Source organism: uncultured Agathobaculum sp. (genome assembly GCF_963927765.1).
Taxonomy (GTDB): Bacteria; Bacillota; Clostridia; order Oscillospirales; family Butyricicoccaceae; genus Agathobaculum.
This window is the reverse complement of the sequence record NZ_CAWVCU010000034.1, coordinates 17,304-33,889: the sequence shown is the minus strand read 5'-3', so window position 1 is coordinate 33,889 and position 16,586 is coordinate 17,304. Positions and strand designations below refer to the sequence as shown.

The window sequence follows — 16,586 nt, the reverse complement described above, 5'->3', positions numbered from 1 at the left end:
TGCATCAACCCTGCAAATTTGCAGCAATTTCCTGCAAGTATGCCAGCTCATCCGCGGTCAAATCGCGCCACGCACCCGATTTCAGATGCGGGTCCAGCGGCAGCGCCCCGACTGCCACCCGCTTGAGGCGGCGCACCTCCAGCCCGCATTGCTCACACATTTTACGAATCTGACGGTTGCGGCCCTCATGAATCGTCAGGCGCAGCTTGGCACTCTGCTCGTCTCTCTCCAAAATGACAACCTCCGCCGGACGGATTGCATATCCGTCGATGGTCATTGGCTCGGACAGGCGCGGGATATTGTCCAGCCGCCCGCGCACACGCACCTCATAATGCTTTTCCACCTCATGCCGCGGATGGGTCAACGCATGCACCAGTTCACCGTCGTTGGTCAGCAAAAGCAAGCCTTCCGAGTTATAATCCAGCCGACCGACCGGCACCACACGCGCGCGGCAATCCCGCACCAGATCGGCCACGGTCTTGCGGCCGCGCTCATCGCTCAACGTCGTCACATAGCCGCGCGGTTTATACAGCATCAGATAGCGTTTTTCCTCAGCCATGCCGATCGGCTTGCCATCCACCTGAATTTTGTCGCGCCGCAGATCCGCGCGGTCGCCCAGCGAAGCCGCATGGCCGTTGACTAGCACGCGGCCTTCCAAAATCCAACGCTCCGCCTCACGGCGCGAGCATAGGCCCGCCTGCGCGAGCAGCTTTTGCAGTCTTTCTTCCACTTGTTGTCCTCCGTCCTATTCTGTCAATCCTCGCCGAACAACCGATCCCAGAGCCGTTCGGTCAAGCTCTTTTCCTCGGGCGGCAGCAGTACCGCCCCGCCGTATACCAGCGCATCATCCGCCAGCACCATTCCATCCAGCCGGTATTCAATCCGTCCGGCGAACGCACTCTGCACCACCGGCGCATAGCAGATCCGATCGCCGTACCGCACAGTCTGGATGCGCTCCTGTTCGCCGGGCAGCAGCATTGCGGTCACGGTATTGCGCGCGATCAGCGGCACAGTATCCGTGTTGCCGCCAAACACTTGCTGCTGCATGATTTGCTCGCCTGCTTCGTGCAGCGTCACCTCTTCATACTGCGCAAAGCCCTGATCGAGCAGCGCCATATGATCGTTCCAGTCATCCGGGTCGTTGAGCGTCACCACAATCACCGTGCGGCCGTTTTTCTCCGCGGCAGAGACCAGACAACGTCCCGCCGCCTTGGTATACCCGGTTTTGACGCCGATTGCACCGTCATACATGCTTAGTAGTCGATTATGGTTGGTAAACGTACGCTGTCCCACCGTATAATTCTCAGTCGACACGATCTGCCGGAACACCGGGTCGCGCAGCGCCTCGGCCGTGATGACGGCAAGTTCGTGCGCGGTGGTGTAATGTGTTTCACTCGGCAGGCCGTTCGGGTTGTCAAAATGGGTATTCGTCAATCCGAGGGCTGCCGCCTTGTCGTTCATTTTTTGCACAAAGGCTTCCAGTCCTCCGCATTCGCCTGCAATGGCCACCGCCGCATCGTTACCCGACTCCAGCATCAAGCCATACAGTGTATCGCGCAGGGTGAGCGTTTCGCCCTCCTGCAAGTACATCGACGAACCTTCCACCTGCGTATATTCCTTGCGGACCGTATATTCCCGGTCAAGGTCGCCCTCTCCGAGCGTCACCAGCGCCGTCATGATCTTGGTCGTGGACGCCATCGGCAGGCGTGCATCCGCATTCTGCTCCAGCAGCACTTCACCTGTGTCTGCGTCGATTACGATGGCCGCCTTCGCGCTGATTGCACCCGCGGCGGGCAGACAAAGCACAAAGCATAACAGTCCGCACAGTATTTTCTTCACGTTCGCATCTCTCCCCTGCATGACAAAACCTACTCAGCATATCTGTGAGTAGGTTTTGCGGAGAAACGCCGTCTTATTCTTCGGTTTCCGGGGCAGGCTGCTGATCGGGCTGCATTTTTCCTTTATAGCCCTCCACAAAGCTGGAAACCTTGTTAATCGCCCCCGGTATCATTTCCACCAGACGGTCGACCGTCGTGGATGCCTGCGCATTGACACCCAGAATGTTCGCGCTGCCGTCGCGTCCGATGATCAGGAAGCACACGGGCGAAACGGTCACGCCCGCGCCGCCGCCGCCGCCAAAGGCCAGCGGCGCGCCCGACGGCATATGCTTGGGCGCAAAATCGCTGCCACCGGAGGCAAAGCCAAAGGTCACCTTGGATACCGGGATAACGGTCGTGCCGTCCGGCGTGGTGATCGGCGTGCCGATGATCGTGTTCACGTCCACCATTTCCTTGATCTTAGCCATGGTTTCCGTCATCAGATTGCTGATGGGATGCTCACTCATGTGTTATCGCCTCTTCTTTCTTTATCATTCGTTTATACATCCGGTACAGTTCCCCGCTGTGCCGCAGCAGGCACCACAGCACCCGCAGCGGACGCAGCCAGCAGAACACGGTAAACGCCCATTCGGTGTGGTCAGCCTCAAAATCGGCGTCCACATCCACATGATAATCCCGCATAGAAAAAGTATTCTCCAGAAACGGGACAATCATGCCAGTTATCGCCGCGGACTGCCCGAGCAAAATGCCGGTTTTGGCGGCATCGTCCGTCCCGATGACCACACGCACCCGCAAACGGCTGACCTGCACCGCATCGGTCAACTCACTGTGCAGGCGGTGCGTCAGATCGGCCAGTTCCCCGATGTCCAGTTCGTCACGATTGAACGAATAGCGGTACTTTTTCTTTTTTTGTTTTTTGGGCGGCTTGTGCCCGCCCTCCTTCGGCTCAGATGGCGGCTGCTCTTTTTTTCGTCGGGGCCGCGGCCAGACCGGGATGCGTACCGGTCCATAGCACACCTCGGCGCTGATATCCCCGTTGACACCGACCACGTCTATGCCGGTTCGCACACACAGCAGTAGCAAAATCAGCAGCAGCGCAAACAGCACAAGCCCCACGAGTACCGCCAGTATCACGAGTAGTACCGACATGCGAGCTTCACTCCGTTTCCTGCGGTGCGTCCAGCGGCAAGGAATCCTCCCCGACAGACGGCTGCGGCGGTGTCAGTGTGATGATTTTCGCCGGCGGCTGATCGGGCACCTGATCCACATCAATCTCCATCTGCTCGTTTTCCTCCAGTGCGGGAAGCGCGGGCAGCTCCTCCAGACCGCTCAGACCAAAGGTGCGCAAAAACGCCTCAGTCGTGCGGAACAGCATCGGTCGGCCGGGCACGTCCAGACGGCCCGCCTCTTCGATCAGCCCTTTTTCCAAAAGGCCTGCCACCGTACCACCGGAATCCACGCCGCGCAGCTGGTCGATAAACGCACGGGTGACCGGCTGACGATATGCCACAATGGTCAGAACTTCCAGCGCCGCAGCGGACAGCGACGGCGGCTTACGCGACTCGGTCACGCGGCGCGCCGCTTCCGCATAAAGCGGACGCGAGCATAGCTGCAGCTTGTCCTCCAGACGCAGCAGCATAATGCCGCGGTTCTCGAAATCATACAAATTTTCCAGCGCGGCGGCCGCATCCAGCAGCGCTTCGCGCGAGGTTTCCAGCGCGGCGACGAGCCGTTCCACCGGCACTGCATCGCCCGCGGCAAACAACACGGCCTCCAGCCCCGCCTCCAGTTCGGTCATCGCACGTTACTCTCCTTTATCCTCTATCAACATCAGTTCCATATCCTCGCCATCCCCTTCCAGTCGGATGCGTCGGTTTTTGGACAGCTCCAGCACCGCCAGAAAGGTCGCCACAATCTCGGAGCGGCTCCTTGCATCGTCAAACAAACGGCGGAATGGCAGCCGGACATGATGCAAAAAACGCTTCAGAATAGAAGTGATCCGACCCTCAACCGGCACAGGCTCCCGCCCGACGATACCGGAAAACGCGCTGGCCGGCGGCGGAATGCGCCGCTGCGCCCGGCGCAGCATGTTGTTGGCTGCCCGGATCAGATCGTTGACTGACTGACGGTATTCCTTGGGCGTATCGCCCAGATGCTCCGGCGGTTTGACAAAAATATCCCGGCCCAACTCGCCTTTTTCCCGGAAAAAGGACGCCGTTTCCTTGATACGCTGATATTCCAGCAGCATTTCCACCAGACTGGTGCGCGGGTCCTCTTCTTCTTCCTCTTCATGGCGCGGCAGCAGCATTTTAGACTTGATGTACACCAGCTGCGCCGCCATGGCGACAAAATCCCCCGCTACATCCAGATCCATCGCTTCAGCTGCATGCAGAACTTCCATGTATTGATCCAGGATCTCCGCGATCGGAATGTCATAGATGCTGACCTTATTTTTTGCAATCAGGTGCAGCAACAGATCCAGCGGGCCGTCAAAATTCTCCAAATGAAATTCCATGCTGCTTGTTCCTTACAAAAACAGGGTGACCAGCTGCAGCGCCAAATGCAGAATGCGCATACCGACCCAGCTCATAATGCCGTCCAGCCAGCCACGCCACAGCGCAAGGATGAACACCAGCAGAATGATGCTCTGGTATCGCTGCAGCTTAAGCGACCAAGAGAACGGCAGAAAGGCATCCAGCACACGCGAACCGTCCAGCGGATGCACCGGAATCAAGTTGAATACACCCAAGCCGACCGACATGCCCGCCACGATCGACAAGAACATGCCCACCGTCTGCATGAATGCGCCCGTTCCGTATATCCAGACCGGCACATATAAACAATAGGCGATAAACGCCGTGAGGAAATTTGCAGCAGGACCTGCCAGCGCGGTCAGCGCCATGCCCCAACGCCGGTTTTTGAAATTGGAAATATTCACCGGTACCGGGCGTGCCCATCCGAAACCAAACAGCAGCAGGCACAAAAATCCAAACGGATCAATATGTGCCATCGGGGACAGCGTAATCCGTCCCGATGCCTGTGCTGTACGGTCGCCCAACAAATACGCCATACCGCCATGCGCCGCCTCGTGCACGGACAGGCACAATACAATCGCGGGAAGCGACAGCGCCAACGTAATAAACGCAGACTGCAGATCCCCACTCAGCAAAGCTCTCCAAAGCAAATCCAAATACCTCCTGTGGCAGCGCAGGCAAGCGGCAAAACCAGCCGGCACTCCAGTTTACCCGTTTTGGCCGGCTTTTAACGAACCCCGACCTGTATATGTCTGAAATTATATCACGCCCACAGGAAATTGTCACCTCTTTCTTTGTTTGCGCTGCTGTATCGTATCAGAAAAGGGCTGCGGAACCACGCCGCAGCCCTTTTCAGCTATATAAATATGTCGTATTTTGTCAGGCAGCTTTTTTGCAATTGCGCTGCTCAAGAATTTCCATTGCTCCCTTTATATCAGCTACGTCATAGAACACCATGCCGTCCACCTGTCCGCGATGCTCCGAATCCTGCATATTGATTTTAGGATGGCACGCTCTCCAACGCATCTCCTTGCGCATGTACTCAAAAATGCAGCTGCCCATGGCGATGCAAGCATGATTGGCAACATCTTCAACAACCTGCACCTCATCAATGGCAGAAAGCTCCATCGCATAGACCTTTTTGGAGTCCATCACCAGAAATGCCCGCTCATTGGTCAAAAAGAACCTCTGCTTTTGCACACGCGCACGCTCGATAAACGGGGCGGATATCACCAGCAGAGCAATCACTACGATGCCCACCACAAAACGCATTTCCCACGCGTCATTCTGCGTGCAATACGCTGCGATCATGCCGGCGGCAAACACCACAGTAATCGCCCACAACCGCAGCACACTGAGCCGATTGCCCTGTTCAATCAGTGGAAACGGCTCAGGTGCCCCCTGCCACAGAATGGTCTCACTTTTCCGCAGGTTGCTTTTCACGATATTTTCCATCAAAAACACTCCTTTTACGCCTTTTCTCTTGTATACTATCTTGTATACTTTATGTTTTTATTACAGCATAACCCTCCGTTTACTCGCTGCTAAGGCCATCGGCCATTCCGCTAAGTTTCTGATAAGGCATGCTGCCTTACCGTTTAGATTTCGTCAAGTTCTTAACAGCCTTTTAACGTTTTTTCTGCTATAATATAGTTGGAGTGTAATGGACTTTTTTGTGTTTCCCATATCGAAGGAGAATGTTCATGCAGCAGCCGACAAACAAAATCCCGCTTTTTTCGGTCACATTCCGGGACTTTTTAATCTTTATCGGCATTTTCGCCTGCGCGATCGAGCTTTGCATCCTGCTGCGCATGGCCGACAGCAGCGACGGCTTCGCCTCGCCCGTGTTTGTGCTTGCCGTTTTGCTGATCTCCCGGTTCACCAACGGCTATCTATTCGGAACACTGGCCGCCATTTTCAGCGTGATCGGCATCAACTACATTTTTACATATCCGTATTGGGAGTTCAATTTCACCCTTTCCGGTTATCCGCTGACCTTTCTGACCATGTTCGGCGTGTCGATCGTCACTTGCACGATGACCACCAAAATCAAACAGCAGGAACAGCTGCGGGTCGAGGGCGAAAAAGAAAAAATGCGTGCTAATCTGCTCCGCTCGGTCTCGCATGACATCCGCACGCCGTTGACCTCGATTGTGGGCGCGACCTCTGCTGTGCTCGAAACCGAAGGGCTGTCAAGGGAAGAACAGCGCGCTTTGCTGGAAGATGCGCGGGACGAAGCGCAATGGCTGATTCGCGTGATGGAAAATCTTCTGTCCATCACACGCATGGGCGACCCCCGTGCGCAGCTGTCGAAAAACCCCGAGGCCGCTGAAGAAATTCTCGGCGAAGCCGCACGCAAATTCCGCAAACGCTTTCCGGAAATACAGGTTTCCGTCTCCGTACCCGATGAACTGCTGTTTGTGCCGATGGACGCCATCCTCATCGAACAGGTACTTGCCAATCTGCTGGAAAACGCCGCAACACATGGACAAACCGTAACGCAGATCCAGCTCTCCGTCCAGCGGGAGGAGGCATACGCCCGCTTTTCCGTGCAGGACAACGGCTGCGGCATCCCACCCAAAGAATTGCCGCGCCTGTTTGACGGCACGCTCAAGCGCAGCGAGACCCCGTCCGGCGACGGCAAACGCAACATGGGGCTTGGACTTTCCGTGTGCATGGCAATCGTTCGCGCGCATGGAGGCTCCATGGAAGCCCGGAATCTACCCTGCGGCGCAGAATTTTCGTTCCGACTGCCGCTTTCTGAAAAGGAGTATCAAGCATTATGAATATCCGCGAAAAAGTACTGATTGTTGAGGACGAGAAGAGTATCGCGCATTTCATTTCCACCATCCTAACCTCTAACGGATACGAAACCATTCAGGCGCGCACCGGAAACGAAGCCATGACTATGCTCTCCTCCCATTGCCCCGATTTGGTGATTCTCGATCTTGGCTTGCCGGATATGGACGGTATGGAGGTGCTCAGCAGCCTGCGCTCATGGTCAAGTCTGCCGGTCGTTGTGGTTTCCGCGCGCTCCCATGAGCATGACAAGGTTGCCGCACTCGACCTTGGCGCGGATGACTACCTGACCAAGCCGTTCGGCACGGCGGAGCTGCTCGCCCGCGTGCGCACGGCCATCCGACATACCCGTACCACCTCCTCCAGCAGCGAAATCGCGCAGCGCGGTACGTATACGGTCGGGGAACTGACCATCGACTACAACAAGCATCAGGTGCTGGTGCGCGGCGAAAACGTCCATCTGACGCTCAGCGAGTTTCGCATCGTCGCGCTGCTGGGCAAGTATGCCGGCAAGGTGCTGACCTACGACTATATCATCAAAGAGCTATGGGGGCCGCGCGCAGGCGGAGATAATCAGATCCTGCGCGTCAACATGGCCAATATCCGCCGCAAAATCGAAAAAAATCCCGCCGAACCTGAATATCTGTTCACCGAAGTCGGCGTCGGCTATCGACTGGCGGAAAACGAATGACATTTCTTCTGACACAAAAAGGCGAACCCCGAAAAGGGGGTTCGCCTTTCTCTTTTTCAGCAAGCCGTTATTGCGTACTGCACATCAGATCACTCTGCAAGCACTGCCTGAAACAGACGATAGATCGTCACAAAGGACTGCTCACGCGTGTAGTTGTCATCCGGTGTGAATTTACCGCCGCCGGTACCGTTCATAACGTTGATCTGATATACGAAATTGACGGCATCGCGGAACGATGCGCTGATTTCATCTGCGTCCGCAAATTGTGCATCGGAAATTTGCGTGGTATCCATGCCCAGCACCTTTGCCGAACGCATCAGGAACGCCGCAGCTTCTTCTCGTGTGATCGACGCATAGGGATCGAATTGACCACCGCCGCGACCGTTTACGATCCCCAGCGCATAGGCCGCAATGATATCGCTGTTTGTCGTATCATAGAAAGGATACTGCTGCGTCCATTCAGTCAGTTCCTTACCGGTTGCCTGACGGACAATATCCTCTACTTCCTGATCCATGGTCTCGCTGACAGCCTGCATGGTCAGATCGCAGAACTCGTTGCGGTTGATGTTGTTGAGATACAGGTTCTGCAAATAGGTCGGCACCAGATTCTCCTCGATTGCAGCCGTGACCTCTTCATAGGCCCAGCTGCTCATCTCGGACTTTTCCGGCAGCGGCGGCAAATAGCTGATATGACCATAGCCGTACTTACCGTTCTCGTTGATTACCACATATTCATCCGGGCTGTACAGCACGCGAGAATCATCGGATTCATCTCCCTGAAAATAGGTGTCCGCATCCAGCTTCTCCGAACCGACAATGGTATTGCCCTTACTGTCGATCAAAAACGCCTTGCTGCCGTCATATGTCACGGCATAGCCACCTGAACCAAAGCTGGTCGCCTGTTCATACTGCGCCGCAATGGCAGTGGCGCCATTTTCATCCAGATAGCCCCATTTTCCGTTCTGCTCAAACAGAGCCAAGCCAAAATCATAGTTATACAGCTTATCATACTCGAACGGAATGACTGTATCTCCCGATTTATTGATGCCGCCATACTTGCCATCTGCATTCTGCGTCATCGCAACACCGGTATCTCCAAATACCTGATATGCACCATAGATGTCGGATACCGTAAAGCCTGCATACTGTGGCTCAATGACAAATGTTCCGTTTTTATCGATAAAGCCCCATTTTGCACTGTCCACCTCGGATGTGTCGTTCCACGAAACAACCGCAACCGGTGCAATCCCCTGATTAAATGGGCGCAAATCATAATAAGAATTAGCCGAAAGTTCAGGAAGGTCGATCACCCTACCGCTATCCAGCTGATAAAAGCACTGTTCTCCGCCAAGAACCGCGCCTTCACCAACAATAAGCGTATTTTCTGTCACCTGCCAGCCAAACGGATACCGATAACCTATCTCCTCATCATCCAGTTCCACAATGTCACCATTGGTATCATACAGATATCCGTCCGGTCCATCATACCCATTGAAGGTGATATAGCCGTTATAAAAAACGATATTATTCGTCAGCAAATCATCTGTTGTATATGTAGTAATTTCCTCAAGACCCGAATACTCACCATGATACGGATCCTTGAACGGCTTATAATTTCCGTCTGTGTCGATAAAGCCCATAGCAAAGGTATAAAGGGTTCTTCCGGTTTCATGCGACTCTCCGGTCTCCCAATCATACTCTGTTTCCGGCTCACTGGACACCAATGTGCCTACTACCGCATAGCCTTCGTTGAATATGCCCGCAGCGTCATACTGAAACGGAATGACAACTTCATTATCAGTATTGATATAGCCCCATTTCCCGTTCTGTTTGACCGGTGCCAGTTCGTCACTGAATACACCGGCCTTTTCATACTGCGGCGCGATGGCCTCAGTATATGTCAGCGTACCCCGATCCGATTCTTCCTGCTCGGCCGCAAACGCCGCAGGTGATAGTGCCGTCGTCATACAAATGGATAATGATAGTGCCAACAATCTTTTTTTCCAGTGATTCATAGTTTCCGCTCCTTTAACAAAAGTCTCTGCCGCAAAGTTGATCGTTAGAAAGAGCATTGCCTTGCTTTACCAAGGATATGACGCATTGCGCGCATCCCCCAACCCCTTTCCTTTTTCCGGCAGGATTTCCAATTCAAGTATATCGGAACGCTCAATTTTTGTCAATATTACACCAATATGTAAAAGGCGAACCTCTTAACAGAGGTTCGCCTTTTGTACCGTAAAACAAATCAGATGCCCAGCTCCTGCTTGAGCGCCGCGATCATTTCCTGATATTCCTCGTCCTTGAGATGTACCGGTTCAGGGTTGGTGATGGCAAAGCTGCCGCCGAACTCAAAGCCGCCCTCGTACTTCGGAACAATGTGGAAATGCAGATGCGGGTTGGTGTCGCCAAACGAACCAAGGTTAAGCTTGGTGCAGCCCCACAGCTTCTTGATCGCACCGGACGCCGCCGCCAGATCGGCCATAAAGTCGTTGCGCTCCTGCTCGTCGCACTCGCACAGCTCCTTCTTGTGCGTACCCAACGCCAGCACGCAGCGGCCCTTGTGCGCCTGATCCTTAAACAGATAAAGCGTGCCCGCCTTCATATCGCCAACCTTGAACATGATTGCCTCGCGGCCCTCATGGTGTTCATCACAGTAGAAACATCCCATTGTAAACCTCTCCTTTGCAGATTTCTGTATGTTTATTATACCGCTTGTCCCCTGTAATTGCCAGTGTTTTTTATGGGCAAACCGCATATAAATTGGTGTCCCACGCGGGCACATAAGGGTGATGCCGCAAATACAGCTGATAGTCTGGGCAGAGCGCATGAATGAGCAGCGGCAGCTGGAAAAAATCCTCGCTTTTGTGATACGCTGCGAGGTTCAGCTTCGGACGATACTGTCGGATAGTCTGCGCCGCACCTGCAATTGCCTCGCGCTCCGCCCCCTCGACATCCATTTTCAGATAGGTGCAGGGCGCGCCTCCCAGCACGCTGTCGAGCGCGCGCATTTGGGTTTCCCTACCCTTCTTTGCTACCCGCGACTGCCGCCCTGCCTGATCAGAAAAGCACAGCACGGTATCGCTTGACCACGCGCCTGCCTGTTCACACCGGACGCTGCCGGACAGCCCCTCCGCATAGGCAGTCAGCTTGCGGAAGCTGCGCCGATCCGGCTCGAGCGCAGTGATAGACGCAAACGCACCATCCGTATAATGCAGCAACTCACGGATCGTGTCGCCCGTATACGCACCCAGATCGGCAAAATGCTCTTCTTTTGTGGGACACAAAACGCTGCGGAATACCTCGTTTTTATCCGTTTCACTGGCACGCAAATAGCGCAGCTTACCGGACAGCTTGAACCGCACCGTATCGAGGAACACCTGCCGCGATTGCTCGTCTGTCAGCAGGTCAAACGCCTGCTGCATCTCTGCCCGATGCGCCTGCACAAATTGTTCGTCAAACACTGCCCCTGGCACGACCGGCACATCGGGCGCGACCACATCAAACCGCGCATCAAGCGCATACATCTTTTCCAACACCTCAGGCCGCTGGCTGGCAAATGCAATCACAATCACGATATCCTCGCCGAACTGCTCGAGCACTTCGGACAGCTTTTGCACCCGGAAGCCGTGAAAGCTGTGCCCGCGCACAAACTCGTCGCTAGCGAATACACCGGACGCGCGAATGCCGCACGCATCAAACTGCACCAGAATTTTATCCGCGCCATCGCCCATGCCGTACAGAACGATCGGGCGCTTTTCCTCGCGCAGCACCTGCCAAACCGACCGTTCCAGTGCCAAAAAATCCATATTCTTCTCTCCTTTTCCGTGCTTTCCATTATAATCGGTACGCACGTCTCTGTAAAGCGGAAAAACTTTTTCACGGCGCGATTTTCTCATTGCGCTTTATCCCGCGGTACAGTATAATTTGAATAGAAGGCAAATGGGAAGGGGGCGTGGCCATGTCAAAATCCAACGGTATTCTGGCGCTGGATCCAAGCAATTACCGGGAGATCGACGGGGTCGTTTTCGATCTGGACAGCTACGCCAAGCACTGTGCACCCGCAGCACAAGAGCAGCCCGCAGTCGAAGAACCTGCACCCGCCGAGCCGATCCCCGCACCGGAAGGCATCCTTGCCATGGACCCGGAGCACTATCGTGCACTCGACGGCGTCGCAATGGATGAGGACAGCTTTGCCCGCCATACGCAGCCGCCTGCTGCGGATGAAGCCACGGCAGAAGAAGAGATTATGGTCGAGCAGGCCGCACCCAACGGCGTATTCGCGGTCGATCCGTTTCCAAACGGCTGGTACCCCGCCGAGGACGGTCAACCTCCTGTACCGATCATGGGCGGCGCGCTGCCGCCGGTCGAGATCCTCGAGAACGGCACACATGTGGTCACCGTGATCCGCACGGTCTTTCTGCGCACCGGCTCGGGTTCCGGTTCCGGGTCGTATGTGACCTCATACACCACCTCGTACCGCACCAGCTATCTTTCTTCCGGCTCCGGCTCATATGTGTTCGGTTCCTGCACCTATCTGGTCGGCGGCTACGGATTGGAGCTGATTTGATGCTGCGTGCGTTTCACTCCACCTGGACGCGCCCGTTTTTCGTGCGCTCGCCCGACCAACCCTATGCGATCGAGCCGTTCGAGCTGCTGACGACCGCGCTTTCCGCGCTTGCGTGGCGGCGCGAAAACGGATCCATCCGTATGATCTGCGATACCAAGGCCCAGCGATACTATGAAGCGCTCGGCCTTACTTTTTTGTGGGACGAAGGCGTGCATCCCTTGCTTGACGCTGTGCCGGAGGACGTAAACCCCATGGCATTCTGGGCGGCAGGCAAGCTTTACGCCCTGTCCGCGATGCCCTCCCCCTGTGTGATGATCGACACCGATTTTATCTGCTGGAAACCGCTTACGCCGCTGCTGCACGGGCTGGATGCCGCTGCCATCCACCGCGAGGACATCATGCCGGACATCTATCCGGATGTGCGGTCGTTTACCCAAACACATGGTTTTGACTTTTCAGCCTTCGACTGGACAGTGCAGCCGTTCAACACCGCGCTTTGCTATCTGGCAAACGATGATTTTCGGCGGTATTATACGGATACCGCCATCCGTTTTATGCGATGCTCTCCAGACGCAGACGACGTGCTGACCTATATGGTCTTTGCCGAGCAGCGCCTGCTGGCAATGTGCGCCGCACGCAAACGCATTCGCGCTGCTGCGTTATCCGATCTGGAAGCGCTGTTTACCGGCACACAGCAAGGTTACTTTACACATATCTGGGGCTTTAAGCAGCAGATGCGGGATGAACCCGCACTCTACGAGGACTTTTGCCGTCGCTGCGCCGCGCGTCTGCGGCGTGATTTTCCGGACGCGGCCGTGCGCATTGCCGCCGCACCGACGCTTGCCCGCTATTTTACCGACTAAAACAACAAAATGGCTCGCACCACTTCGGTGCGAGCCATTTTTTCATGTATCTTAGTCCGGATATACCTGTTTCAGCTCATCCAACGTTGCCATGACCGCACCCTTATGCTGCACGGTGAGCGATGCATACTGCGCGGAAAAGCGCAAATAGGCTTCGAGCTGCGCCTGCGGCAACGTGGACAGATCATCCACGCCAATACCGTCCCGCGTCAGCTGATACAGGAATGAACCGATGAACGAATCGCCCGCGCCGGTCGTGTCAGTGACCGGAACGGACAGCGTTTCGGCAAATGCCTCAGTCTGCGGCGTGTAAACCGCCGAGCCATGCGCGCCGCGTGTGACCAGCAGCAGCTTGCAGCCGCCTGCAAACAGCTGCTTTGCCGCCTCGCGCTCATCCGTGCAGCCGGTGACAAACTCCACCTCATCATCCGACAGCTTGACCAGATCGGCAAAGGGCAGGAACGCGCGGATGGCTGCCTGACAATCCGCCGGATCGTCCCACAGCGGCAGGCGTACATTGGGGTCGAACGAAATCAATGCGCCTGCTTCGCGCGCCAGTTCGATGGCGCGCCGGTGCGCCGCCCGCACCGGCCAGTCGACCAAATCGACCGAACAGAAGTGCAGCACCGCGCAGTCATGGAACATATCCGGATGGATCTGCGCTTCATCGAGGAACAAATCGGCCGAAGGATTGCGGAAAAAGGAAAACTCGCGGTTGCCGGTCGCATCGAGCGAGACAAAGGCAAGACCAGTATTGGCGCGCCCTGTGCGGAACACCGTGGAAATATCCACACCGTTGCCTTCAAGCACCTTGAGAATATGCGTGCCGAAGGCATCCTCACCCACCTGTGAGATCATAGCCGCATTGCCGCCTAACCGCGCAACCGCCGCCGCAACATTGGCGGGCGCACCGCCTGCAACGCGCTCAAAATGCGTCACCTCGTCCAGCGCGCAGCCCTTCTGCTGCGGCACAAAGTCGATCAGCAGTTCCCCGATCGCCACCACTTTTTTCATGCCTATTCCTCCAAAATATACCGTTTGATCGCCGCCGCCACGCCGTCTGAAGCATTATCCAGCGTCACCGCGTCGGCTGCCGCGCGAACATGCGGCGCAGCATTCGCCATGGCAACACCCAGCCCTGCCGTTTGCAGCATGATCAGGTCATTGTCACTGTCGCCAATCGCCATCACCGCATTCATATCCAAGCCAAGCTGCGTGACAAGCCTGTTCAGTGCGTATCCCTTGTGCACACCCTTGCGGTTGATCTCTACATTTTTCAGTTCGCCGCCATACATCACCGATGGCGTCAGTTCAAACAGGCCGGTTTCCTCCAGCGCCTGCATGATTTTATCGATCTCAGCGGGATCGAGATGGTGCAAAATCGCCTTGACAATGCGCCCATCCTCGCGCGCGAGCACCTCGTCCCACTTTGCTTTATCCGGAACGAACTCATACCCTTCGTCCGCTTCATTCAGGGTCACATGTCCACGCCGGCGCAATTCCTCCAGAAAACGCAGAAAATCCCGTCCGTAATACAACCGATCCGCTGTATATATGCACAAGTCAAGCCCGAATTTTGCGCATATCGCGCGCACCGCGGCGCACATTTCCCGATCCAGTCCATCAAAGGCCATCTGCGCCCCATCCGAAAAGCGCATCACCGCCGCGCCGTTGGTGATAACTGCCCAGTCGGCGGAGGCATCCAGCTGCGCGTTGAATGCGCGCGTTTCGGTCAGATTGCGGCCTGTGCATAACACGACCTGTACACCCGCCTGCTGCGCAAGACGAACCGCGCGCGCGTTTTCACGCGACACGAGGCTGTCTGTTCCAAGCAGAGTTCCGTCCAGATCCAGTGCGAGTAGTTGTATTTTCGGCATGATTATTCCACATCCTGTTGCTCTGTGATTTGCAGCGAGCCCATCTCCCAGAGCTCAGCCTCCGCGCCGAAAATCGTCACGCCGTGCAGATATGGCGCGGGATAGTAGCGCGTGGACAGCACCTGCTCCCCGCCGTTGATGAACACTTCCAGCGAGGAAGTATCCGCCAGCACGCGCAGCGTCTCGACCGTATCCACCGATGCAACCCGCACGGTGCGGCCCTCGCCGCCGCCATCCAGCGTCAGGCGCAGCTGTCCTGCCTCCCATTCTATCACAGCGCTGCCGCGGATGACAAGTCTGCCCGCGTTCTCCGTGCGGCAAACCATATCGAATACCTGTGCGTCCTCCGGCGCAACCTGTGCGCCGCGCAACGCGTCGATCTCGGGCGCCGGCGTGCGCAGCAGCCGGTCGCCGTCGCGCCGCAGCAGACACGGCACGGTCAGGCAATGCTGCCAGCCCTGTTCGACAGTCGGGTTGGTGTACGGCGCATCCGGCATGCCCATCCAGCCGATGAGCACACGGCGGTCACCATCGAGGAAGGTCTGCGGCGCATAGAAATCAAAGCCGCAATCCATCTCCTGAAATTCTCCCAGCGTGTATTCACCGCGAAAATCGCCGTACAACGGGAAATAACCACAGGTATACACGTTTTGGAATCGGTTGCCCTGCTGCTTGACACCCTGCGGCGAACATTGCAGGAACCACTGCCCGTCCAGACAGAACAGATCGGGGCACTCCCACATATAACCGAATTTCTCCGGCGTTGTCAGCGTATTGATGTGTGTCCAGCTGCGCTTATCGGTCGATTCGTACACCAGCAGTTCGCCGCGGTCGTCGCGGGTACGAGCACCGAGCACCATATAATACTTGCCGTCCTGCGCCCAGACCTTGGGATCGCGCACATGACAGGTCAGATCGGACGGGTAATCCCGGTTTTCCAGCAGCAGTTCGTTGCTCTCCACCGTCACCCCGTCGCGCGACACGGCGAGCGCAGTGTTGTGACCGCGCCCCGCCGTAATATAATCGTAATCGCCCGCATGCTTGACGTTGCCCGTATAGTACAGGTACAGCGTGCCATCTTCGACGAGCGCCGAGCCGGAATACACCCCGTGGATATCCCACGGCTGATCGGGATATAGCATAGTCGGCAGCTGTTCCCAGTGCAACAGATCGCGGCTACGATAGTGTCCCCACATCTTGACACCGCCCGTGGGATCAAACGGACCGTACTGATAGAACACATGATACCACTCGCCGCAGCGGCACAGGCCGTTGGGATCATTCAGCCAGCCGACCGGCGGCATCAGATGGAATCGCTGCCGGAAGGGATCGGCCGCTGCACGCGGCCCATCCTCCCGCTCGATGCGGCGTACCAGCCGCGTGAGGTCCCGTTGTAATGCATTGCTCATGGCGATTT

The 16,586-nt window shown here is 56.1% G+C and carries 18 protein-coding genes; 4 read left to right on the top strand and 14 right to left on the bottom strand.

Annotation, left to right across the window (positions count from 1 at the left end; translation table 11 throughout):
* Positions 1-4: 4 nt before the first annotated feature.
* The 8 genes from ABGT74_RS02455 to ABGT74_RS02420 form a co-directional block, all read right to left on the bottom strand.
* Positions 5-730, bottom strand: coding sequence for a pseudouridine synthase (locus ABGT74_RS02455; protein ID WP_346704320.1), 726 nt, complete (start codon positions 728-730; stop codon positions 5-7).
* Positions 731-753: 23 nt separating this feature from the next.
* Positions 754-1,839, bottom strand: a complete 1,086-nt coding sequence (locus ABGT74_RS02450; RefSeq protein ID WP_346704319.1) for a D-alanyl-D-alanine carboxypeptidase family protein — start codon at positions 1,837-1,839, stop codon at positions 754-756.
* Positions 1,840-1,912: 73 nt separating this feature from the next.
* Positions 1,913-2,344, bottom strand: a complete 432-nt coding sequence (gene ytfJ, locus ABGT74_RS02445; RefSeq protein WP_297283683.1) for a GerW family sporulation protein — start codon at positions 2,342-2,344, stop codon at positions 1,913-1,915.
* Positions 2,337-2,987 carry a DUF2953 domain-containing protein gene (locus ABGT74_RS02440; RefSeq protein ID WP_346704318.1) on the bottom strand — a complete coding sequence of 217 codons (651 nt, stop codon included), beginning with the start codon at positions 2,985-2,987 and terminating at the stop codon, positions 2,337-2,339. The genes ytfJ and ABGT74_RS02440 overlap by 8 nt, the downstream gene beginning before the upstream one ends.
* Positions 2,988-2,994: 7 nt before the next feature.
* A complete protein-coding gene (scpB, locus tag ABGT74_RS02435; protein ID WP_346704317.1) occupies positions 2,995-3,636 on the bottom strand; it encodes an SMC-Scp complex subunit ScpB in 642 nt (213 codons plus the stop codon).
* Between the two features lie 6 nt (positions 3,637-3,642).
* The gene (locus ABGT74_RS02430; RefSeq protein WP_297283686.1) at positions 3,643-4,353 is read right to left on the bottom strand and encodes a segregation/condensation protein A; all 711 of its coding nucleotides are present in this window, start codon (positions 4,351-4,353) and stop codon (positions 3,643-3,645) included.
* Positions 4,354-4,365: 12 nt separating this feature from the next.
* On the bottom strand, positions 4,366-5,022 hold the full coding sequence (locus ABGT74_RS02425) for a site-2 protease family protein (RefSeq protein WP_297283687.1): 657 nt from the start codon (positions 5,020-5,022) through the stop codon (positions 4,366-4,368).
* A gap of 229 nt (positions 5,023-5,251) precedes the next feature.
* Positions 5,252-5,827 (bottom strand): hypothetical protein, encoded by a 576-nt coding sequence (locus ABGT74_RS02420; RefSeq protein WP_346704315.1) that lies wholly within the window; start codon positions 5,825-5,827, stop codon positions 5,252-5,254.
* 248 nt (positions 5,828-6,075) lie between these two features.
* On the opposite strand from ABGT74_RS02420, the gene ABGT74_RS02415 reads away from it, so the two are divergent.
* Both ABGT74_RS02415 and ABGT74_RS02410 read left to right on the top strand, forming a co-directional pair.
* Positions 6,076-7,158 (top strand): DUF4118 domain-containing protein, encoded by a 1,083-nt coding sequence (locus ABGT74_RS02415; RefSeq protein WP_346704314.1) that lies wholly within the window; start codon positions 6,076-6,078, stop codon positions 7,156-7,158.
* Complete coding sequence (locus tag ABGT74_RS02410) at positions 7,155-7,862, top strand: response regulator transcription factor (protein ID WP_297283689.1); 708 nt, start codon at positions 7,155-7,157, stop codon at positions 7,860-7,862. Before ABGT74_RS02415 ends, ABGT74_RS02410 begins: the two co-directional genes overlap by 4 nt.
* A gap of 89 nt (positions 7,863-7,951) precedes the next feature.
* On the opposite strand, the gene ABGT74_RS02405 is transcribed toward ABGT74_RS02410, so the two are convergent.
* The 3 genes from ABGT74_RS02405 to ABGT74_RS02395 form a co-directional block, all read right to left on the bottom strand.
* Positions 7,952-9,877: a WG repeat-containing protein gene (locus ABGT74_RS02405; protein WP_346704313.1), complete on the bottom strand. Its 1,926-nt coding sequence runs from the start codon at positions 9,875-9,877 to the stop codon at positions 7,952-7,954.
* A gap of 230 nt (positions 9,878-10,107) precedes the next feature.
* On the bottom strand, positions 10,108-10,530 hold the full coding sequence (locus tag ABGT74_RS02400; RefSeq protein WP_297275672.1) for an HIT family protein: 423 nt from the start codon (positions 10,528-10,530) through the stop codon (positions 10,108-10,110).
* Positions 10,531-10,600: 70 nt separating this feature from the next.
* On the bottom strand, positions 10,601-11,668 hold the full coding sequence (locus ABGT74_RS02395) for an FkbM family methyltransferase (RefSeq protein ID WP_346704312.1): 1,068 nt from the start codon (positions 11,666-11,668) through the stop codon (positions 10,601-10,603).
* A gap of 152 nt (positions 11,669-11,820) precedes the next feature.
* Here ABGT74_RS02395 and ABGT74_RS02390 point away from each other — a divergent pair, with 152 nt between their 5' ends.
* Entirely contained in the window at positions 11,821-12,429 is a 609-nt protein-coding gene (locus tag ABGT74_RS02390) for a hypothetical protein (protein ID WP_346704311.1), read from the top strand.
* Positions 12,429-13,292 carry a hypothetical protein gene (locus ABGT74_RS02385; RefSeq protein ID WP_346704310.1) on the top strand — a complete coding sequence of 288 codons (864 nt, stop codon included), beginning with the start codon at positions 12,429-12,431 and terminating at the stop codon, positions 13,290-13,292. The genes ABGT74_RS02390 and ABGT74_RS02385 overlap by 1 nt, the downstream gene beginning before the upstream one ends.
* Positions 13,293-13,343: 51 nt before the next feature.
* On the opposite strand, the gene ABGT74_RS02380 is transcribed toward ABGT74_RS02385, so the two are convergent.
* The 3 genes from ABGT74_RS02380 to ABGT74_RS02370 are packed head-to-tail and all read right to left on the bottom strand — an operon-like array spanning position 13,344 to position 16,578.
* Positions 13,344-14,306: a carbohydrate kinase gene (locus ABGT74_RS02380; protein WP_346704309.1), complete on the bottom strand. Its 963-nt coding sequence runs from the start codon at positions 14,304-14,306 to the stop codon at positions 13,344-13,346.
* 2 nt (positions 14,307-14,308) lie between these two features.
* Positions 14,309-15,169: a Cof-type HAD-IIB family hydrolase gene (locus ABGT74_RS02375; protein ID WP_346704308.1), complete on the bottom strand. Its 861-nt coding sequence runs from the start codon at positions 15,167-15,169 to the stop codon at positions 14,309-14,311.
* Positions 15,170-15,171: 2 nt separating this feature from the next.
* The gene (locus tag ABGT74_RS02370; RefSeq protein ID WP_346704307.1) at positions 15,172-16,578 is read right to left on the bottom strand and encodes a glycoside hydrolase family 32 protein; all 1,407 of its coding nucleotides are present in this window, start codon (positions 16,576-16,578) and stop codon (positions 15,172-15,174) included.
* Positions 16,579-16,586: the final 8 nt, after the last annotated feature.